Here is a 19,748-nt window from a genome sequence, read left to right as displayed (position 1 = left end):
AAATAAGATCTTCAGGTTTGAATAAAGTATAAATGTACTGCGAAGTGTAAAAGGAATTACTAAAATCACTTAGAAACGCAGAATTAGAATTCTGAATATCTGCTGATTGGGTGCTTTGACGACCTAGAAACAATCGGGACTTATAATTAAAAAAATATCCTAATCCTATTGAAGTTTTGGTGTTTTGAAAGGTACTGTCCTGTTTAAAAATGTTCAAATCCGCTTTAATGCTAAACGGACTTTTAAATAAATAAGGAACTTCCAACCCAACAAAAAAGGAAGATTGCTCATTGCCATCATTTTTCCAAAACAAATTAAATTGTTCACCTTTATTCAAAACATTTTGCAATTGTAAATCAAGATAGCCGTTAAAGGTTAATTTACTTTCGTCATCATTCGAAAATCCGATAAACCCATCAAATCGATTGCTCTTGGTTTTTTCTACGTATACATATATAGTGGTAGAATCAGTTGAAAATAGTATTTCCGGATATTTAACTTGTTTCACAAAACGATATTTGCCAATATCCATGTAGAGGTTTTGTAAAGTGTTTAAATTAAAAACTTTGTTCTTATACAGCTTATTTAAATTGTGTAAATGATTTTTTGGAAATTTGTCATAGCCATTGATGACTAGTTTATTGACAGTCCTTAATTTGTTGGGGGTTATTTTCAAATCAGCTAGGAGTTTATTGTTGTTCTTTCTGAAATTTTCTAATTTTAATTTACTTAAGGAATAGCCAGATTTTTCTAATTTCTTCAATACGGTTTCCATAAATGGTTCAATATCTTGAATTGGAAGGGTGATGATTGAGTCTGTTTGAGGATAATCTTCAATCCATTTTTTTTGAATTTCGCTACCTTTATATATATGTACATAAGCAGTTTTTTTATCGAGACTAAAGGTTGAAACAAAAGAAGAGTCATTTGTTTTTTTTATGGCTTCCATTTTTTGTTCTAAATACCCATATCGATACAGTTTTTGAGAAAGAGTGTTTGTTTCTGCCACAATTTCATTGGCATTTGAAAATGTTTTTTTGTAGCCAATCGAATCGATGGTTTTACTTTCTTGAATGGTTTTGCCTTCCACTTTTAAATACAAAGTTTGCGAAAAAGTATTTCCGACGTAAAGCAGTGAAAAAAGTAAAAGAAGTTGTTTTTTCAAGAAAAAAATATTTCGATAAAAGTAACGTAAAAAAAAGAGTTATGGTATAGTGTTTTAAATGCATTTCAATGGGAATAGCGTGCAGGGATGTTTTGTTTTCGTTTTCAACGAGTTAAATATATTTACAATAGGATGAAAATAAATAAATTATGATTTGTTTTACTAAAAATAATTAGTACATTTGCAACCCCTTAAAATAGGGTAATTTTAAAAACATAGAAATTTTTAGTAGTAGTTATGCCAACAATTCAACAATTAGTAAGAACAGGGAGAGCCCAAATAACTAAGAAGAGTAAATCGGCTGCTTTAGATTCTTGTCCTCAAAGAAGAGGTGTGTGTACTCGTGTTTACACAACAACTCCTAAAAAACCAAACTCAGCAATGAGAAAGGTTGCAAGGGTTCGTTTGACAAACGGAAACGAGGTGAATGCATACATTCCCGGAGAAGGACACAATCTACAAGAGCACTCGATAGTATTAGTTAGAGGCGGAAGGGTAAAAGATTTACCAGGTGTTAGATACCATATCGTGCGTGGTGCGTTAGATACTGCAGGTGTTGCAGGTCGTACACAACGTCGCTCGAAATATGGAGCAAAACGTCCAAAACCAGGTCAAGTAGCAGCACCCGCAAAGAAAAAGTAATTTAAAAACTTTTAAAGAAAAGAAATGAGAAAAAGACAGGCCAAAAAAAGACCTCTTTTACCGGATCCAAAATTTAATGATCAATTGGTGACACGTTTTGTAAACAACTTAATGTGGGATGGTAAAAAATCAACTGCTTTCAAAGTATTCTATGATGCAATGGAAATCGTAGAAACAAAGAAACAAGACGCAGAAAAATCTTCACTAGAAGTTTGGAAAGATGCTTTAACAAACGTTATGCCTCACGTAGAAGTACGTAGCCGTAGAGTAGGTGGTGCAACGTTCCAAATTCCTATGCAAATTCGTCCGGACAGAAAGATATCGTATGCTATCAAATGGATGATTCTTTATGCAAGAAGAAGAAACGAAAAATCAATGGCAGCCAAACTTGCTTCAGAAATTTTAGCAGCAGCTAAAGAAGAAGGTGCAGCAGTTAAGAAAAGAATGGATACTCACAAAATGGCAGAAGCGAACAAAGCATTCTCTCACTTTAGATTTTAATTCATAAGAAATGGCTAGAGATTTAAGATACACAAGAAATATCGGAATTGCAGCTCACATTGATGCAGGTAAAACTACCACAACGGAGCGTATTCTGTTTTATACCGGAAAATCACACAAAATTGGTGAAGTACATGATGGTGCTGCAACAATGGACTGGATGGCACAAGAGCAGGAAAGAGGTATTACTATTACTTCTGCTGCAACCACTTGTGAATGGAGTTTTCCAACCGAGCAAGGGAAACCATTGCCGGAATCAAAACCTTATCACTTTAATATTATTGATACTCCCGGACACGTTGACTTTACCGTTGAGGTAAACCGTTCGTTACGTGTATTGGATGGATTAGTATTCTTGTTTAGTGCGGTTGATGGTGTAGAACCTCAATCTGAAACTAACTGGAGACTTGCCGATCAATATAGAGTTCCACGTATGGGATTCGTGAACAAAATGGACCGTCAAGGTTCAAACTTCTTAGGAGTTTGTCAGCAAGTTAGAGATATGTTAAAATCAAATGCGGTTGCAATTACTTTGCCAATCGGAGATGAGATTGACTTTAAAGGAGTAGTGGACTTAGTAAAAAATCAAGCGATTGTATGGCATGATGAAACATTAGGAGCTACTTTTGATATTGTTGATATTCCTGCTGATATGTTAGACGAAGTAAAACAATACCGTTCAATTTTGATTGAAGCGGTTGCGGATTACGACGAAAATCTATTAGACAAGTATATGGAGGACGAAAACTCTATTACTGAAGAAGAAATTAATACAGCTTTACGTGCTGCAACCATTGACATGGCTATCATTCCAATGATTGCCGGATCTTCTTTCAAAAACAAAGGAGTTCAGTTTATGTTAGATGCTGTTTGTAAATATTTGCCGTCTCCAATGGACAAAGAAGGTATCGTGGGTATTCACCCTGATGACCAAGATTTATTGGAAGAGGATCAAAGAAAAATTTTACGTAAGCCGGATGTGAAGGAGCCTTTTGCTGCTTTAGCATTTAAAATTGCTACCGATCCTTATGTAGGTCGTTTAGCTTTCTTCCGTGCTTATTCAGGTCGTCTAGATGCTGGTTCTTATGTGTTGAATACTCGGTCTGACAACAAAGAACGTATTTCTCGTATTTACCAAATGCATGCCAATAAACAAAACCCAATCGAATATATCGAAGCAGGTGATATTGGAGCTGCTGTTGGATTTAAAGATATTAAAACCGGAGATACATTGTGTGATGAAAAACACCCAATTATTCTTGAGTCAATGAAATTCCCTGATCCGGTAATTGGTATTGCTATCGAACCAAAAACAAAAGCAGACGTTGATAAAATGGGTATGGCTTTAGCTAAATTGGCTGAAGAAGATCCAACATTTACAGTTAGAACTGATGAAGCTTCAGGTCAAACGATTATTTCAGGCATGGGTGAGCTACACTTAGACATTCTTGTAGATCGCATGAAACGTGAGTTCAAAGTAGAAGTAAACCAAGGTGAACCTCAAGTTGAATACAAAGAAGCTTTCACTAAATCTGCACAACACAGAGAAACTTATAAAAAGCAATCGGGTGGACGTGGTAAATTTGGTGATATCGTTTTTAAACTTGGTCCAGCTGACGATGTTGACGGAAAACCATTTGTAGGTTTACAGTTTGTGAATGAAGTAAAAGGTGGTAACGTTCCTAAAGAATATATACCGTCTGTTGAAAAAGGTTTCAGAGAAGCTATGAAGCAAGGTCCTTTAGCAGGATATGCAGTGGATAGTTTGAAAGTAACTTTATTAGACGGATCATTCCACCCTGTGGATTCGGATGCACTTTCTTTCGAATTGGCTGCAAAAATGGGTTACAAAGAGGTTGCTAAAGCTGCCGGAGCTGTAATTCTTGAGCCAATCATGAAAATTGAAGTAATCACTCCGGAAGAAAACATGGGTGATATCGTAGGAGATTTGAACCGTCGTAGAGGTCAAGTAAACGACATGGGTGATAGAGCAGGTGCAAAAACAATTAAAGCGTTTGTTCCACTATCTGAAATGTTTGGTTATGTAACTACTTTAAGAACATTGTCTTCTGGTAGAGCAACATCTACAATGGAATTTTCACATTACGAACAAACTCCTTCAAATATTTCTGAAGAAGTTATCAAAAAAGCAAAAGGAAACGCTTAATTCAAACGAAAATGAGTCAAAAAATCAGAATAAAATTAAAATCTTACGATCACATGTTGGTTGATAAATCAGCTGAGAAGATTGTAAAAACGGTAAAAAGTACCGGTGCTGTGGTGACAGGTCCAATTCCATTACCTACACACAAAAAGATTTTCACTGTACTACGTTCTCCACACGTAAATAAAAAAGCGAGAGAACAGTTTGAAGTGAGTTCGTACAAAAGATTATTAGATATCTACAGTTCTTCTTCAAAAACCATCGACGCTCTAATGAAATTAGAGTTGCCAAGTGGTGTTGAAGTTGAAATCAAAGTGTGATAGAAGTATAGTATTAAGATTGGAGCATTAAGTAGTAAGACGGGTTTTTAATACTTATTGCTTCTAAATGTCTTGATACTTAATACTTTCAATCTTAATACAAAAAAAGAATTTTTAATCATTTATAAATAGTTTAATATGTCTGGGTTAATTGGTAAAAAAATCGGCATGACTAGCATTTTCGACGAAAACGGGAAGAATATTCCTTGTACAGTAATCGAAGCTGGACCTTGTGTCGTTACCCAAGTCAGAACCAAAGAGGTTGACGGGTATGAAGCGTTTCAACTTGGTTTCGATGACAAAGCAGAAAAACATGCTACTAAAGCTGACTTAGGTCACTTTAAGAAAGCGGGTACTACTGCCAAGAGAAAAGTCGTTGAATTTCAAGATTTTGAAACAGAGTATAAATTAGGTGATTTAGTCACAGTAGATCAATTCAACGAAGGAGAATTTGTTGATGTACAGGGTGTATCTAAAGGTAAAGGGTTCCAAGGGGTTGTAAAACGTCACGGTTTTGGTGGTGTAGGACAAGCTACTCACGGACAACACAACCGTTTGAGAGCACCAGGTTCTGTAGGAGCTTCTTCTTATCCATCAAGAGTATTCAAAGGAATGCGTATGGGCGGAAGAATGGGAGGAGATAATGTAACAATTCAAAACCTTAGAGTTTTAAAAGTAGTAGCAGATAAAAATCTACTTGTTATTAAAGGATGTGTTCCTGGACATAAAAACTCTTATGTAATCATTCAGAAGTAATGGAAGTAAAAGTTTTAGATATCAACGGAAAAGAAACGGGTAGAAAAGTTCAACTTTCAGACTCAGTTTTCGCTATCGAGCCTAACAATCACGCAATCTATCTTGATGTAAAACAATATCTTGCCAATCAAAGACAAGGTACTCATAAAGCAAAAGAAAGAGCAGAAGTTACAGGAAGTACTCGTAAGATTAAAAAACAAAAAGGTACCGGTACAGCACGTGCAGGTAGTATCAAGAATCCATTGTTCAAAGGAGGAGGTACAGTTTTTGGTCCAAGACCAAGAAGTTACTCTTTTAAATTGAACAAAACTTTAAAGAGATTGGCAAGAAAATCTGCTCTATCTCAAAAGGCAAAAGATTCAGAAATAGTGGTACTTGAAGACTTTAATTTTGACGCACCAAATACAAAGAAATTTATTTCAATTTTAGGGGCTTTAGGCATCGAAAATAAAAAATCTCTATTTGTGTTGGGTGATTCGAATAAAAATGTATATTTGTCGTCACGCAATTTAAAGGCTTCGAAGGTTTTAACTACTTCAGAATTAAGCACTTACGCGATTTTAAACACAAATAAGTTAGTGCTTCTAGAGAGTTCTTTGGAAGGAATTGAAGAAAATTTAAGCAAATAAAAGGCCATGAGTATCATTATCAAACCTATCATAACTGAAAAAATCACTAAACAGGGTGAATTATTGAATCGTTATGGTTTTGTAGTGGATAAAAAAGCAAATAAAGTACAAATTAAGAATGCTATTGAAGCGGCTTATGGAGTAAATATTGTTGCTGTAAACACTATGAATGTAAGACCAGATCGTTCGGTTAAATACACTAAAAGTGGTATGATCAGTGCGAAAACAAATGCTTTCAAAAAAGCAGTTGTTCAAGTAAAAGAAGGAGAAACAATTGATTTTTACAACAATATCTAATTAAGAAATGTCAGTTAGAAAATTAAAACCTATTACCCCGGGTCAGCGTTTTAGAGTTGTGAATGGTTTTGACGCCATTACAACTGATAAGCCGGAGCGTTCATTACTCGCACCGAAAAATAACTCTGGAGGTAGAAATAGTCAAGGAAAAATGACCATGCGTTATACAGGCGGTGGTCACAAACAAAAGTATCGTGTCATTGATTTTAAAAGAATGAAAGCCGGAATTCCTGCTTCAGTAAAATCAATTGAGTATGATCCAAACAGAACTGCCTTTATCGCATTATTAGCTTATGCGGATGGAGAGAAAACATATATTATCGCACAAAACGGTCTACAAGTAGGTCAAACAGTTGTTTCAGGTGAAACTGCAACTCCGGAAATCGGAAATACACTTCCTTTAAGCAAAATTCCTTTGGGAACTGTTATCTCTTGTATTGAGTTACGTCCGGGTCAAGGAGCTACAATCGCTCGTTCGGCTGGTACTTTCGCTCAGTTAATGGCTAGAGACGGTAAATATGCAACAATAAAAATGCCTTCAGGTGAAACAAGATTGATCTTGTTAACATGTTCGGCTACTATTGGAGCTGTTTCAAACTCAGATCATCAATTAATCGTATCAGGTAAAGCTGGTCGATCAAGATGGTTGGGTAGAAGACCTAGAACAAGACCTGTTGCAATGAACCCTGTCGATCACCCAATGGGTGGTGGTGAAGGTCGTTCTTCTGGAGGTCACCCTCGTTCAAGAAAAGGCTTACCAGCTAAAGGCTATAGAACTCGTTCTAAAGTCAATCCAAGTAATAAGTATATTGTTGAACGCAGAAAGAAATAATAGATAGACATGGCACGTTCATTAAAAAAAGGACCTTTTGTTCATTATAAGTTAGAGAAGAAAGTTCTCGAGAATGTTGAGAAATCAAATAAAGGTGTGATCAAAACTTGGTCAAGAGCATCGATGATTACTCCGGATTTCGTAGGACAAACGATAGCTGTACACAATGGTCGTCAGTTTGTACCTGTATATGTAACAGAAAACATGGTAGGTCATAAATTAGGAGAGTTTTCACCAACAAGATCTTTTAGAGGTCATGCTGGAGCTAAAAATAAAGGTAAAAAATAAGAAGCAATGGGAGTTCGTAAAAGAGAAACAGCAGATGCGAGAAAAGAGGCTAATAAGTCGATTGCTTTCGCTAAATTGAATAACTGCCCTACTTCACCTAGAAAAATGCGTCTAGTAGTAGACTTGGTAAGAGGTCAGAAAGTTGAAAGAGCACTAAATATTTTAAGATTTAGTCAAAAAGAAGCTTCAAGAAAGTTAGAAAAATTATTGTTATCCGCTATTAATAACTGGCAACAAAAAAATGAAGATGGTAACATTGAAGAAGCTGCTTTATTTATAAAAGAGATCAGAGTAGATGGTGGAACGATGTTGAAAAGACTTCGTCCGGCTCCTCAAGGTCGTGCACACAGAATTAGAAAACGTTCCAATCACGTAACTATCGTGCTTGGATCTAGTAATAACACACAAAGCAATTAAGAAAGATGGGACAAAAGACAAATCCAATTGGAAATAGACTTGGTATCATCAGAGGATGGGACTCTAACTGGTATGGTGGAAATGACTACGGTGATAAAATCGCTGAAGATTATAAAATCAGAAAGTATGTACATGCTCGTTTATCAAAAGCTAGTGTATCAAAGGTAATCATCGAGAGAACTTTGAAACTTGTAACCGTTACTATCACTACTGCCAGACCTGGTATCATTATCGGTAAAGGTGGACAAGAGGTAGACAAGTTGAAAGAAGAACTTAAAAAAATTACTGACAAAGAGGTTCAAATTAACATCTTTGAAATTAAAAGACCGGAGATTGATGCTTTTTTAGTTGCAACAAGTATCGCACGTCAAATTGAAAGCCGTATTTCATACAGAAGAGCTATTAAAATGGCCATCGCAGCAGCAATGCGTATGAATGCAGAAGGTATCAAAGTGATGATTTCAGGTCGTTTGAATGGAGCTGAAATGGCACGTTCGGAAATGTTCAAAGAAGGTAGAATTCCTCTATCAACTTTCAGAGCTGACATCGATTATGCTTTGGCTGAAGCTCACACTACTTATGGTAGAATGGGTATCAAAGTATGGATCATGAAAGGCGAAGTTTACGGAAAGAGAGATCTTTCTCCTTTAGTTGGCATGGATAAAAAACAAGCCGGCGGTGGAAACAAAGGTGGTGATGCTCCAAGAGGAGGAAAACCAAGCGGTAAACCAAACCAACGCAAAAGAAAGTAATTTTTTAAATTAAAGAAAAATGTTACAGCCTAAAAGAACAAAATACCGTAAGGTACAAAAAGGTAGAATGAAAGGTGATTCTCAAAGAGGTCACATTCTTTCAAGTGGAATGTTTGGAATTAAATCTGTACATGAAACAGGTATGTTTTTAACTTCACGTCAAATAGAAGCTGCTCGTATTGCTGCTACTCGTTTCATGAAAAGAGAAGGACAACTTTGGATTAATGTATTTCCAGACAAACCTATAACAAAGAAACCTCTTGAGGTACGTATGGGTAAAGGTAAAGGTGCAGTTGAATATTGGGCTGCTATCGTTAAACCCGGAAAAATTATGTTTGAAGTAGGAGGAGTGCCATTGGCAGTTGCAAAAGAAGCATTACGCTTAGCAGCTCAAAAACTTCCCGTAAAAACAAAATTTGTCGTTGCAAGAGATTTCGAAGCATAATCTTATATAAATTATGAAACAATCAGAAATTATTAGTCTATCTACAGCTGAGTTACAAGAAAAACTAAGTCAGTTAAGAAAAACATACACCGACCTAAAAATGGCTCATGCTATCTCTCCAATTCAAAATCCTTTACAGATTAGAGGCGTGAGAAGATCAGTAGCTAGATTGGCAACTGAAATTAGTAAAAGAGAGTTACAATAATTGTATTCTGCTGAAAGATGGAAAAAAGAAATTTAAGAAAAGAGAGAGTTGGTGTTGTTACGAGCAACAAAATGGAAAAATCCATTGTTGTTTCTGAAACAAGAAAAGTAAAACACCCGTTATACGGTAAGTTCGTGTTAAAAACAAAGAAATACGTTGCACACGACGAAACAAACGACTGTAACATTGGAGATACAGTAAAGATCATGGAAACACGACCTTTATCTAAACTAAAATGTTGGAGATTAGTTGAAATCATTGAAAGAGCTAAGTAATTATGGTACAACAGGAATCAAGATTAAAAGTAGCAGATAACACAGGAGCAAAAGAAGTTTTGACTATCCGTGTTTTAGGAGGAACGAAACGTCGTTATGCCTCTGTTGGAGATAAAATTGTAGTATCTATTAAAGATGCAACTCCTAACGGAAACGTTAAAAAAGGAGCTGTTTCAACTGCAGTTGTTGTACGTACCAAAAAAGAAGTGAGAAGAGCTGATGGATCTTATATCAGATTTGACGATAACGCTTGCGTTTTGTTGAACGCTGCAGGAGAAATGAGAGGAACTCGTGTTTTTGGTCCGGTTGCCAGAGAACTTCGTGAAAAACAATTCATGAAAATTGTATCATTAGCACCTGAAGTGCTTTAATTCGATTAATGATGACAAAGTTAAAAATCAAATCTGGAGACGTAGTTAGAGTTATTGCAGGTGACCATAAAGGCACTGAAGGTAAAGTTCTACGCGTTTACCGTGATGCTAATAAAGCGATTGTTGAAGGTACAAACATGGTTTCGGTTCACACAAAACCAAGTGCAAAAAACCCTCAAGGAGGAATCGTAAAAAAAGAAGCTCCTATACAAATTTCTAACTTAGCTTTAATTGACCCAAAGTCAAAAAAAGTAACGAAAGTTGGTTTTAAAGTAGAAGGAGATAAGAAAGTAAGATTTTCAAAAAAATCTAATCAAGTATTATAGTGATGGCTTATACACCTAGACTAAAAGAAGAATATAAAAGCAGAGTCATTTCTGCTTTGAAAGAAGAATTCGGTTATAAAAACGTAATGCAAGTTCCTAAATTGGAAAAAATCGTTTTAAGCCGTGGTGTCGGAGCTGCAGTTTCAGATAAGAAATTAGTGGATTATGCAGTAGACGAATTGACAAAAATTACAGGACAAAAAGCATTAGCTACTATCTCTAAAAAAGATGTTGCGTCTTTCAAATTGAGAAAAGGCATGCCAATTGGTGCTAAAGTTACTTTACGTGGTGAAAAAATGTATGAATTCCTTGATCGTTTGATCACTTCATCATTACCACGTGTAAGAGATTTTGGTGGCATTAAGGCTACAGGTTTTGACGGTAGAGGTAATTATAATCTTGGTATTACAGAGCAAATCATTTTCCCTGAAATTGATATTGACAAAGTAAACAAAATATCAGGTATGGACATTACATTTGTAACTACTGCCAAAACTGATAAAGAAGCAAAATCATTATTGTCAGAACTAGGTTTACCTTTTAAAAAGAATTAAGATATGGCTAAAGAATCAATGAAAGCCCGTGAGGTGAAAAGACAAAAAACGGTAGAAAAGTACGCTGAAAAAAGAAAGGCTCTATTAGCAGCCGGAGATTATGAAGGCTTACAAAAATTGCCAAAGAATGCTTCACCTGTTCGTATGCACAATCGTTGTAAATTGACCGGTAGACCAAGAGGTTATATGCGTCAGTTTGGTCTTTCACGTGTAACATTCCGTGAAATGGCAAACCAAGGATTAATTCCAGGAGTTAAAAAAGCTAGTTGGTAAAAAACAATTTTTAATTGGTTATAGGTTCAAAAGAATCGTTCCGGAGAAAACCGTAGCCGCAAATTTATACATATGTATACAGATCCTATTGCAGATTATCTAACAAGAGTTAGAAATGCAGTGAAAGCAAACCACAAAGTGGTTGAGATTCCTTCATCTAACTTAAAGAAAGAAATCACTAAGATTTTATTTGATCAAGGATATATCCTTAGTTACAAATTTGAAGATAATTCCATTCAAGGAACTATCAAAATTGCTCTTAAGTACGACAAAGAAACCAAAGAGCCAGTAATTAGAGATATCCAAAGAATTAGTAAACCGGGTTTACGTAAGTACGCAGGTTCTTCTAACTTACCAAGAATTTTAAATGGTTTAGGTATTGCTATCGTTTCTACATCAAAAGGTGTAATGACAGGTAAGCAAGCTAAACAATTAAATGTTGGTGGTGAAGTAATTTGTTACGTATACTAATAAAACGACTTAACGATGTCAAGAATAGGTAAAAATCCAATTGCAATCCCTGCCGGAGTTACTGTTGAAGTAGCAGAAGGTGTGATTACAGTAAAAGGAAAATTAGGTCAACTTACACAAACTTACGTAGACGTAACAGTTAAAGTTGAAGAAGGTCAAGTAATAGTTGAGAGATCATCTGATGCAGGAGACCATAGATCGAAACACGGTTTGTACAGATCATTAATCAGTAACATGATTAACGGTGTTGCAACAGGTTTTACGAAAGAATTAGAGTTAGTTGGTGTAGGTTACAGAGCATCTAATCAAGGTCAGAAATTAGACCTTGCTTTAGGCTTCTCTCACAATATCGTTTTAGAAATTGCTCCCGAAGTTGTTTTGGAGACTATTTCTGAAAAAGGTAAGAATCCAATCGTTAAGCTAACCTCATACGACAAACAACTTTTAGGACAGGTAGCCGCTAAAATTAGAGGTTTCCGTAGACCAGAACCTTACAAAGGAAAAGGTGTGAAATTCGTAGGTGAAGTATTAAGAAGAAAAGCAGGTAAATCAGCTTAAAAAATTTAAGATTATGTCATTAACAAAATCTGAAAGAAGACAAAGAATCAAGTTCAGAATCAGAAAAATTGTAAGCGGTACTGCTTCAAATCCTAGACTTTCTGTTTTCAGAAGTAATAAAGAAATCTATGCTCAGCTCGTAGACGATACGAACGGTACAACATTATTAGCAGCTTCTTCTAGAGATAAAGAAGTAGGCGATAAAGGTACAAACGTTGAAAAAGCAGTTGCAGTTGGGAAATTGATTGCTGAAAAAGCTTTAAAAGCCGGAATAGAAAATGTAACTTTCGATAGAGGAGGATATTTATATCACGGACGTGTGAAATCATTAGCAGAAGGAGCGAGAGCTGCTGGACTTAAATTCTAAGAAATTATGTATCAATCATACAAAAATGTAGAACTTGTAAAGCCAAGTGGTCTTGAATTAAAAGATCGTTTGGTAAGTGTAAATCGTGTTACCAAAGTAACAAAGGGAGGTAGAGCTTTTGGCTTTTCTGCAATTGTTGTTGTAGGTGATGAAAACGGAGTAGTAGGTCACGGATTAGGAAAATCTAAAGATGTATCGGAAGCAATTGCGAAAGCGGTAGAAGATGCAAAAAAGAATTTAGTAAAAATTCCTTTGAGTGGTCAGTCTGTTCCTCACGAACAAAAAGGAAAATTTGGTGGTGCTCGTGTATTTTTAATTCCTGCATCTCACGGTACAGGAGTTATTGCTGGTGGTGCGGTTCGTGCCGTATTGGAATCAGTAGGTATTCACGATGTATTATCAAAATCTCAAGGATCTTCTAATCCACACAACGTGGTAAAAGCTACTTTCGATGCATTACTTCAAATGAGAAGTGCATATACTGTTGCTAAACAAAGAGGAATTTCTTTAGATAAAGTATTTAAAGGTTAATTCAAGGAAATTATGTCAAAGATAAAAGTAAAACAAGTAAAAAGTAAAATCAATTGTCCTCAGATTCAAAAGAGAACATTGGAAGCTTTAGGTCTTCGTAAGATGGGTCAGGTTGTAGAACATGACGCAACTCCGGCTATCCTTGGAATGGTAAATAAAGTTCAACACTTAGTTTCTGTAGAGGAATCTAAATAATACAATTCATTATGAATTTAAGTAACTTACAACCTGCGGAAGGTTCAACACACAATCAAAATAAAAGATTAGGTAGAGGCGAAGGTTCAGGAAAAGGTGGTACTTCTGCAAGAGGTCACAAAGGAGCAAAATCTCGTTCAGGTTATTCTAAAAAGATTGGTTTTGAAGGTGGACAAATGCCACTTCAAAGACGTGTGCCTAAGTTTGGTTTTAAAAATATCAATAGAGTAGATTATCAAGGTGTAAATCTTGATGCTTTACAAGCTTTAGTAGACAATGGAATAGTTACAGATACTGTTGATTTTTCAGTATTTGTTGCGACAAGATTAGCTACTAAAAACGAATTGGTAAAAATATTAGGTAGAGGTGAATTAAAAGCCAAATTAAAAGTAACAGCTCATAAATTTACAGCAACTGCAAAAGCCGCTATTGAAGCTGCAGGTGGTGAAGCTGTAACATTGTAATTTCACATTTATGAAGAAATTTTTTGAATCACTAGCTAATGTTTGGAAAATTGAAGAACTAAAAAATAGAATTTTAGTTACTCTAGGTATATTATTAGTTTATCGTTTTGGAGCACAAGTAACATTACCAGGTATTGACGCAAGTAAATTAGCAAATTTAGCAGATCAAACAGGTCAAGGTATTGGAGGTTTACTCGATATGTTTACCGGTGGTGCTTTTTCACAAGCCTCTGTTTTTGCGTTGGGTATTATGCCGTACATTTCTGCATCTATTGTGGTTCAGTTGATGGGAATGGCAGTTCCGTACCTTCAAAAATTACAGAAAGATGGCGAAAGCGGTAGAAAGAAAATCAACCAGATTACACGTTGGTTGACCATTATTATTACTTTAGTACAAGCACCGGGATATATTTACAACCTTTACAGAACGTTACCGCAAGATGCGTTTTTATTAGGCTTTAATTCATTCGCGTTCTTGTTCTCTTCTGTTATTATCCTTGTGACAGGTACTATCTTTGCCATGTGGTTAGGAGAAAAAATTACAGACAAAGGTATTGGAAATGGTATTTCCTTGTTAATCATGGTGGGTATTATCGCAAGATTACCGCAATCATTTGCTCAAGAAGTTACTTCAACTTTAACTAATGGTAATGGTGGACCGGTACTTTTGGTATTCGAAATTATTCTATGGTTATTAGTAATTATTGCAAGTATATTATTGGTGATGGCTGTCCGAAAAATTCCTGTTCAATATGCCAGAAGATCAGCTTCAGGTGAATATGAGCAAGACGCAATGGGAGGAAACAGACAATTTATACCATTGAAGTTAAACGCTTCGGGTGTAATGCCAATTATTTTTGCACAAGCTATTATGTTTATTCCAGCAGCAGTTGCCGGATTATCAGATACTGAAACAGCTCAAAGTATTACTGGTCAGTTCAGTGATATGTTTGGTTTGGCATACAATATTGTTTTTGCTTTGTTAATTATAGTATTTACCTATTTCTATACAGCAATTACGGTTCCAACCAATAAAATGGCTGATGATTTAAAAAGAAGTGGTGGTTTTATTCCGGGTATCAGACCAGGTATTGAAACTTCTGATTTTTTAGATAAGGTAATGTCTTTAGTAACCTTCCCAGGTTCGTTATTCTTAGCATTGATAGCTGTGTTCCCAGCAATTGTTGTTAACTTAATGAATGTACAACCAAACTGGGGAATGTTCTTCGGAGGTACCTCACTACTAATTATGGTTGGGGTTGCAATCGATACAATTCAACAAATTAATTCATATTTGTTGAACAGACATTATGATGGTTTGATGAAAAGTGGTAAAAATAGAAAAGCAGTCGCTTAATTTTTATGGCAAAACAATCAGCAATAGAACAAGACGGTAGCATCATTGAGGCATTATCCAATGCGATGTTCCGAGTAGAATTAGAAAACGGTCACATAGTGATTGCTCATATTTCCGGTAAAATGCGTATGCATTATATCAAGTTATTACCAGGTGATAAGGTGAAACTGGAAATGAGTCCTTACGATTTGACAAAAGCAAGAATTACTTATAGATATTAAAGCTATTCACTATGAAAGTAAGAGCATCAGTAAAAAAGAGAAGTGCCGAATGCGTCATTGTACGTAGAAAAGGCAGATTGTACGTTATTAACAAAAAGAATCCTAGATTTAAACAAAGACAAGGATAATTATGGCTAGAATTGCAGGGGTAGATATACCTAAAAACAAAAGAGGAGTTATTGCATTAACCTATATCTTTGGTATCGGTAAAAGCAGAGCTATTGAGATTTTAGAAAAAGCTCAAGTTAGTCAAGACAAGAAAGTTCAAGATTGGAATGATGACGAGATCGGAGCAATCCGTGATGCGGTATCTTATTACAAAATTGAAGGAGAATTGCGTTCAGAAGTTTCCCTACACATCAAACGTTTGATGGACATTGGATGTTACAGAGGAATCCGTCATAGATCTGGTCTTCCATTAAGAGGACAAAGAACTAAAAACAATTCTAGAACAAGAAAAGGTAAAAGAAAAACTGTTGCGAACAAGAAAAAAGCAACTAAATAATAAGTAATATGGCTAAAGCAACAGCAAAAAAACGTAAAGTTATCGTTGAATCAACGGGTGAAGCTCATATTAATGCGACTTTTAACAACATTATTATTTCTCTTACGAATAAGAAAGGTGAAGTAATTTCTTGGTCTTCAGCAGGTAAAATGGGTTTCAGAGGTTCTAAAAAGAACACTCCATATGCTGCTCAAATGGCAGCTGAAGATTGTACAAAAGTTGCACTTGATGCAGGTCTTAAAAAAGTAAAAGTATATGTGAAGGGTCCGGGAAATGGTAGAGAATCTGCTATCCGTTCTATTCACAATGCAGGAGTAGAAGTAACAGAAATCATTGACGTTACTCCAATGCCACACAACGGATGTAGACCTCCAAAGAGAAGAAGAGTATAATTAATTTAAGTATAACAAGAGGTAGACTATTGGTTATCGGAGGATTTGACCTGAATTCATAATCACTACTTCAAAACAATTTTAAAATGGCAAGATATACTGGTCCAAAAACTAAAATAGCTCGTAAATTTGGCGAAGCTATATTCGGAGATGACAAAGCCTTCGAAAAAAGAAATTACCCTCCTGGGCAACATGGTTTAGCTAAAAGAAGAGGTAAAAAATCTGAATACGCAGTTCAGTTAATGGAAAAGCAAAAAGCGAAGTACACGTACGGAATTCTTGAAAAACAATTCAGAAACTTATTTGAAAAAGCAGCAGCTTCAAAAGGTGTAACAGGTGAAATCCTTTTACAATTATGTGAAGCTAGATTAGACAATGTGGTGTACAGAATGGGAATAGCTCCATCAAGAAGAGCAGCTCGTCAAATTGTAGGACACAGACATATTACTGTAAACGGTGAACTTGTAAATGTTCCCTCTTACCACTTGAAAGCAGGTGATAAAGTTGCAGTACGTGAAAAATCTAAATCTGTTGAAGCTATCAACAGTTCGTTAGCTAATGCTAGCCAAGTATACGAATGGATTACTTGGAATAATGACACTAAAGAAGGTACATTCGTTTCTGTTCCACAACGTTTACAGATTCCGGAAAATATCAAAGAACAACTAATCGTTGAGTTATACAACAAATAATAATTGACACTAGTCTAAATTATGGCAATATTTAATTTTCAGAAGCCCGATAAAGTTATCATGATCGATTCTAACGATTTTGAAGGTAAGTTTGAATTCAGACCTTTAGAACCTGGTTACGGATTGACCGTTGGTAATGCACTTAGAAGAGTTTTACTTTCTGCTTTAGAAGGATATGCTATTACATCTTTACGTATTGAAGGTGTAGATCATGAATTCTCTACCATTTCAGGAGTTGTAGAAGACGTAACTGAAATCGTATTAAGCCTTAAACAAGTACGTTTCAAACGTCAAATTGAAGAAGTTGACAATGAAACAGTAACCATATCAATTTCTGGTAAAGATCAAGTAACTGCAGGTGATTTTCAAAAATTCATTTCCGGTTTTCAAATCTTGAACCCAGAGTTGGTTATTTGCAATCTTGATTCTAAAGTTAGCTTAAATATTGAGTTGACCATTGAAAAAGGAAGAGGTTATGTGCCTGCTGAGGAAAACAAAAAGCAAAATGCAGCAATAGGAACTATTTTTATTGATTCTATTTTTACACCTGTAAAGAATGTGAAATACAACATTGAAAATTTCCGTGTAGAGCAAAAAACGGATTACGAAAAATTGGTTTTTGAAATTAAAACTGATGGTTCAATCAATCCAAAAGATGCTTTAACTGAAGCTGCAAAAGTGTTAATTCACCACTTCATGTTATTCTCAGATGAGAGAATTACGTTAGAGGCCGACGAAATTGCACAAACAGAATCCTATGACGAAGAGTCATTACATATGCGTCAATTGCTTAAAACTAAGCTTGTAGATATGGATCTTTCTGTAAGAGCATTAAATTGCTTAAAAGCGGCTGAAGTTGAAACCCTGGGTGATTTAGTATCATTCAATAAAAACGACTTGATGAAATTCCGTAACTTCGGTAAGAAATCATTGACTGAGCTTGATGAGCTTGTGGCAATCAAAAACTTACATTTCGGAATGGACTTGTCAAAATATAAATTAGATAAAGAATAATCTAATCCGCCGTTGGCGAGATTAAATGTAAGATAGCAATGAGACACGGAAAAAAAGTAAATCATTTAAGTAGACAACAAGGTCACAGAAGATCGATGTTGGCGAATATGGCTTGTTCTTTAATTGAGCACAAGCGAATCAACACAACAGTTGCAAAAGCAAAAGCCTTGAAACAATTTGTTGAACCTTTGATTACAAAATCAAAAGAAGATACTACACACAACAGACGTATTGTTTTCGCTTATTTGAGAGATAAACATGGTGTTACCGAACTTTTTAGAGAAGTAGCAGCAAAAGTGGGTGACCGCCCAGGTGGTTATACACGTATCATCAAATTAGGAAATCGTTTAGGAGATAACGCTGATATGGCGATGATTGAATTAGTAGATTTCAACGAATTGTACAACGGTGGTAAAAAAGAAGAGAAAAAAGCAAAAAGCCGTCGTGGTGGTAAAGCTAAGAAAGCAGAAGTTACTGCTCCTGAAGCTCCAGCTGCTGACGCAACTGAAACTACTGAAACTGCTGAATAATGAGATTCATTATAAAATAATAAAAAAGGATAAACTTTCGAGTTTGTCCTTTTTTTTTGATTTTGAAATTCAAAAATGCTTTTAAAATACTTATAAACTAAATTTTTTCAAGTTCAGAATTTAAACTAAATTTGCAAAACAATACACAACAATGAATTATACTACACGACAACCCGCTATCTTGCTTTTGGCTGATGGCACTCTATTTCATGGAAAATCTATAGGAATATCAGGAAAAACTTTTGGAGAAGTTTGTTTCAATACTGGAATGACCGGCTACCAAGAAATTTTTACAGATCCCTCTTATTTCGGACAAATCATGGTAGCTACCAATGCTCATATCGGTAATTATGGAGTGAATGAGCAAGAAGTTGAGTCAGATTCTATTAAAATTGCCGGATTGGTTTGTAAAAACTTCAGTTTCAACTATTCACGTGATGATGCGTCCGGAAGTTTGTATGACTATTTTGATAAACAACATTTAGTGGCAATTGCTGATGTAGATACACGTGCATTGGTTAGTTATATCAGAGATCATGGTGCTCAAAATGCGGTTATTTGCACTGATGGAACTCCTATAGAAGAACTAAAGGAATTATTGCTGGAAGTACCAGAAATGAAAGGTTTGGAATTGGCCTCTAAAGTGTCCACAAAAGAACCATATTTCTTTGGAGATGAAAAGGCAACATACAAGATTTCTGCTTTAGATTTAGGAATCAAGAAAAATATCTTACGCAATTTAGCGAAAAGAGATTGTTACATTAAAGTATTTCCTTTTGACGCAACTTTTGCAGATTTGCAAAGTTTTTATCCGGATGGATATTTTCTTTCCAATGGTCCCGGTGATCCGGAGCCATTATCTGGTGCAATTGAGGTTGCAAAACAAATCATAGCTCAAAACAAACCATTGTTTGGTATCTGTTTAGGTCACCAAGTTATTGGTTTGGCCAACGGAATTTCAACCTACAAAATGTTTAACGGTCACAGAGGAATCAATCATCCGGTTAAAAATCTAATTACCGGAAAAGGTGAAATCACTTCTCAAAATCACGGTTTTGCAGTTGTTCGTGAAGAATTGGAAAAACATTCAGATTTAGAAATAACACACGAACATTTAAATGACGGAACTGTAGCAGGTATGCGAATGAAATCTAAAAACTGTTTTTCTGTACAATACCATCCGGAAGCAAGTCCCGGACCGCACGATTCATCCTATTTGTTTGATGATTTTATCTCAAA

Annotated in this window: 34 protein-coding genes; 33 read left to right on the top strand and 1 reads right to left on the bottom strand. The window is 35.5% G+C overall.

Annotation, left to right across the window (positions count from 1 at the left end; all coding sequences use genetic code 11):
• Window positions 1-1,165: hypothetical protein (locus ACIQ2S_RS03550; RefSeq protein WP_396172754.1), on the bottom strand; the 1,165-nt coding region annotated here is incomplete at its 3' end.
• A 237-nt stretch (window positions 1,166-1,402) separates the two neighbouring features.
• Between ACIQ2S_RS03550 and rpsL the strand changes: the two genes are divergently transcribed.
• The 33 genes from rpsL to carA form a co-directional block, all read left to right on the top strand.
• Window positions 1,403-1,807: a 30S ribosomal protein S12 gene (gene rpsL, locus ACIQ2S_RS03545; RefSeq protein WP_396172751.1), complete on the top strand. Its 405-nt coding sequence runs from the start codon at window positions 1,403-1,405 to the stop codon at window positions 1,805-1,807.
• A gap of 24 nt (window positions 1,808-1,831) precedes the next feature.
• On the top strand, window positions 1,832-2,308 hold the full coding sequence (rpsG, locus tag ACIQ2S_RS03540) for a 30S ribosomal protein S7 (protein ID WP_396172749.1): 477 nt from the start codon (window positions 1,832-1,834) through the stop codon (window positions 2,306-2,308).
• Between the two features lie 10 nt (window positions 2,309-2,318).
• Entirely contained in the window at window positions 2,319-4,475 is a 2,157-nt protein-coding gene (gene fusA / locus ACIQ2S_RS03535; protein ID WP_396172747.1) for an elongation factor G, read from the top strand.
• Window positions 4,476-4,486: 11 nt separating this feature from the next.
• On the top strand, window positions 4,487-4,792 hold the full coding sequence (rpsJ, locus tag ACIQ2S_RS03530) for a 30S ribosomal protein S10 (protein WP_026710316.1): 306 nt from the start codon (window positions 4,487-4,489) through the stop codon (window positions 4,790-4,792).
• Between the two features lie 138 nt (window positions 4,793-4,930).
• Entirely contained in the window at window positions 4,931-5,548 is a 618-nt protein-coding gene (gene rplC / locus ACIQ2S_RS03525) for a 50S ribosomal protein L3 (RefSeq protein WP_396172743.1), read from the top strand.
• The gene (gene rplD / locus ACIQ2S_RS03520; RefSeq protein WP_396172741.1) at window positions 5,548-6,177 is read left to right on the top strand and encodes a 50S ribosomal protein L4; all 630 of its coding nucleotides are present in this window, start codon (window positions 5,548-5,550) and stop codon (window positions 6,175-6,177) included. The genes rplC and rplD overlap by 1 nt, the downstream gene beginning before the upstream one ends.
• A gap of 6 nt (window positions 6,178-6,183) precedes the next feature.
• Complete coding sequence (gene rplW / locus ACIQ2S_RS03515) at window positions 6,184-6,474, top strand: 50S ribosomal protein L23 (RefSeq protein WP_396172738.1); 291 nt, start codon at window positions 6,184-6,186, stop codon at window positions 6,472-6,474.
• A 7-nt stretch (window positions 6,475-6,481) separates the two neighbouring features.
• Window positions 6,482-7,306 carry a 50S ribosomal protein L2 gene (rplB, locus tag ACIQ2S_RS03510; RefSeq protein WP_396172736.1) on the top strand — a complete coding sequence of 275 codons (825 nt, stop codon included), beginning with the start codon at window positions 6,482-6,484 and terminating at the stop codon, window positions 7,304-7,306.
• A gap of 9 nt (window positions 7,307-7,315) precedes the next feature.
• Complete coding sequence (gene rpsS, locus ACIQ2S_RS03505; protein ID WP_188362674.1) at window positions 7,316-7,594, top strand: 30S ribosomal protein S19; 279 nt, start codon at window positions 7,316-7,318, stop codon at window positions 7,592-7,594.
• A 6-nt stretch (window positions 7,595-7,600) separates the two neighbouring features.
• The gene (gene rplV / locus ACIQ2S_RS03500; protein ID WP_396172734.1) at window positions 7,601-8,011 is read left to right on the top strand and encodes a 50S ribosomal protein L22; all 411 of its coding nucleotides are present in this window, start codon (window positions 7,601-7,603) and stop codon (window positions 8,009-8,011) included.
• A 5-nt stretch (window positions 8,012-8,016) separates the two neighbouring features.
• Window positions 8,017-8,763, top strand: coding sequence for a 30S ribosomal protein S3 (rpsC, locus tag ACIQ2S_RS03495; RefSeq protein ID WP_396172732.1), 747 nt, complete (start codon window positions 8,017-8,019; stop codon window positions 8,761-8,763).
• Between the two features lie 19 nt (window positions 8,764-8,782).
• A complete protein-coding gene (rplP, locus tag ACIQ2S_RS03490; protein ID WP_396172730.1) occupies window positions 8,783-9,208 on the top strand; it encodes a 50S ribosomal protein L16 in 426 nt (141 codons plus the stop codon).
• Between the two features lie 13 nt (window positions 9,209-9,221).
• Window positions 9,222-9,413 carry a 50S ribosomal protein L29 gene (gene rpmC, locus ACIQ2S_RS03485; RefSeq protein WP_396172728.1) on the top strand — a complete coding sequence of 64 codons (192 nt, stop codon included), beginning with the start codon at window positions 9,222-9,224 and terminating at the stop codon, window positions 9,411-9,413.
• A gap of 17 nt (window positions 9,414-9,430) precedes the next feature.
• Complete coding sequence (gene rpsQ / locus ACIQ2S_RS03480) at window positions 9,431-9,688, top strand: 30S ribosomal protein S17 (protein ID WP_322549225.1); 258 nt, start codon at window positions 9,431-9,433, stop codon at window positions 9,686-9,688.
• Between the two features lie 2 nt (window positions 9,689-9,690).
• On the top strand, window positions 9,691-10,059 hold the full coding sequence (gene rplN, locus ACIQ2S_RS03475) for a 50S ribosomal protein L14 (RefSeq protein ID WP_007803649.1): 369 nt from the start codon (window positions 9,691-9,693) through the stop codon (window positions 10,057-10,059).
• A gap of 11 nt (window positions 10,060-10,070) precedes the next feature.
• Window positions 10,071-10,385 carry a 50S ribosomal protein L24 gene (rplX, locus tag ACIQ2S_RS03470; protein ID WP_396172723.1) on the top strand — a complete coding sequence of 105 codons (315 nt, stop codon included), beginning with the start codon at window positions 10,071-10,073 and terminating at the stop codon, window positions 10,383-10,385.
• 2 nt (window positions 10,386-10,387) lie between these two features.
• Window positions 10,388-10,939 (top strand): 50S ribosomal protein L5, encoded by a 552-nt coding sequence (gene rplE / locus ACIQ2S_RS03465; protein ID WP_396172721.1) that lies wholly within the window; start codon window positions 10,388-10,390, stop codon window positions 10,937-10,939.
• 3 nt (window positions 10,940-10,942) lie between these two features.
• On the top strand, window positions 10,943-11,212 hold the full coding sequence (gene rpsN / locus ACIQ2S_RS03460; RefSeq protein ID WP_396172718.1) for a 30S ribosomal protein S14: 270 nt from the start codon (window positions 10,943-10,945) through the stop codon (window positions 11,210-11,212).
• Between the two features lie 72 nt (window positions 11,213-11,284).
• A complete protein-coding gene (gene rpsH / locus ACIQ2S_RS03455) occupies window positions 11,285-11,683 on the top strand; it encodes a 30S ribosomal protein S8 (protein WP_396172716.1) in 399 nt (132 codons plus the stop codon).
• A 15-nt stretch (window positions 11,684-11,698) separates the two neighbouring features.
• A complete protein-coding gene (rplF, locus tag ACIQ2S_RS03450) occupies window positions 11,699-12,241 on the top strand; it encodes a 50S ribosomal protein L6 (protein ID WP_396172714.1) in 543 nt (180 codons plus the stop codon).
• Between the two features lie 13 nt (window positions 12,242-12,254).
• On the top strand, window positions 12,255-12,608 hold the full coding sequence (gene rplR, locus ACIQ2S_RS03445; protein ID WP_396172711.1) for a 50S ribosomal protein L18: 354 nt from the start codon (window positions 12,255-12,257) through the stop codon (window positions 12,606-12,608).
• Window positions 12,609-12,614: 6 nt separating this feature from the next.
• Complete coding sequence (gene rpsE / locus ACIQ2S_RS03440; RefSeq protein WP_396172709.1) at window positions 12,615-13,139, top strand: 30S ribosomal protein S5; 525 nt, start codon at window positions 12,615-12,617, stop codon at window positions 13,137-13,139.
• A 12-nt stretch (window positions 13,140-13,151) separates the two neighbouring features.
• Window positions 13,152-13,334, top strand: a complete 183-nt coding sequence (gene rpmD, locus ACIQ2S_RS03435) for a 50S ribosomal protein L30 (RefSeq protein ID WP_396172707.1) — start codon at window positions 13,152-13,154, stop codon at window positions 13,332-13,334.
• 11 nt (window positions 13,335-13,345) lie between these two features.
• Window positions 13,346-13,798 carry a 50S ribosomal protein L15 gene (rplO, locus tag ACIQ2S_RS03430; RefSeq protein WP_396172705.1) on the top strand — a complete coding sequence of 151 codons (453 nt, stop codon included), beginning with the start codon at window positions 13,346-13,348 and terminating at the stop codon, window positions 13,796-13,798.
• Between the two features lie 10 nt (window positions 13,799-13,808).
• Complete coding sequence (secY, locus tag ACIQ2S_RS03425) at window positions 13,809-15,155, top strand: preprotein translocase subunit SecY (protein WP_396172703.1); 1,347 nt, start codon at window positions 13,809-13,811, stop codon at window positions 15,153-15,155.
• Between the two features lie 5 nt (window positions 15,156-15,160).
• Complete coding sequence (infA, locus tag ACIQ2S_RS03420) at window positions 15,161-15,376, top strand: translation initiation factor IF-1 (protein ID WP_026710295.1); 216 nt, start codon at window positions 15,161-15,163, stop codon at window positions 15,374-15,376.
• An 11-nt stretch (window positions 15,377-15,387) separates the two neighbouring features.
• On the top strand, window positions 15,388-15,504 hold the full coding sequence (gene ykgO, locus ACIQ2S_RS03415) for a type B 50S ribosomal protein L36 (RefSeq protein WP_084139925.1): 117 nt from the start codon (window positions 15,388-15,390) through the stop codon (window positions 15,502-15,504).
• Between the two features lie 2 nt (window positions 15,505-15,506).
• Window positions 15,507-15,881 (top strand): 30S ribosomal protein S13, encoded by a 375-nt coding sequence (gene rpsM / locus ACIQ2S_RS03410; protein WP_026710294.1) that lies wholly within the window; start codon window positions 15,507-15,509, stop codon window positions 15,879-15,881.
• Between the two features lie 8 nt (window positions 15,882-15,889).
• Complete coding sequence (gene rpsK / locus ACIQ2S_RS03405) at window positions 15,890-16,273, top strand: 30S ribosomal protein S11 (protein ID WP_396172700.1); 384 nt, start codon at window positions 15,890-15,892, stop codon at window positions 16,271-16,273.
• An 86-nt stretch (window positions 16,274-16,359) separates the two neighbouring features.
• Window positions 16,360-16,965, top strand: a complete 606-nt coding sequence (gene rpsD, locus ACIQ2S_RS03400; protein WP_396172698.1) for a 30S ribosomal protein S4 — start codon at window positions 16,360-16,362, stop codon at window positions 16,963-16,965.
• Between the two features lie 21 nt (window positions 16,966-16,986).
• A complete protein-coding gene (locus ACIQ2S_RS03395) occupies window positions 16,987-17,979 on the top strand; it encodes a DNA-directed RNA polymerase subunit alpha (protein ID WP_396172696.1) in 993 nt (330 codons plus the stop codon).
• A 38-nt stretch (window positions 17,980-18,017) separates the two neighbouring features.
• The gene (gene rplQ / locus ACIQ2S_RS03390; protein ID WP_396172694.1) at window positions 18,018-18,509 is read left to right on the top strand and encodes a 50S ribosomal protein L17; all 492 of its coding nucleotides are present in this window, start codon (window positions 18,018-18,020) and stop codon (window positions 18,507-18,509) included.
• Window positions 18,510-18,660: 151 nt separating this feature from the next.
• Window positions 18,661-19,748, top strand: a 1,088-nt coding sequence (carA, locus tag ACIQ2S_RS03385) for a glutamine-hydrolyzing carbamoyl-phosphate synthase small subunit (protein ID WP_396172692.1), incomplete at its 3' end; no start/stop codon positions are given.

The sequence above is a fragment of the Flavobacterium sp. genome (genome assembly GCF_044371705.1).
Taxonomy (GTDB): Bacteria; Bacteroidota; Bacteroidia; order Flavobacteriales; family Flavobacteriaceae; genus Flavobacterium.
The sequence above is the reverse complement of the archived record's forward strand: the minus strand, read 5'-3'. Positions and strand labels throughout refer to the sequence as shown.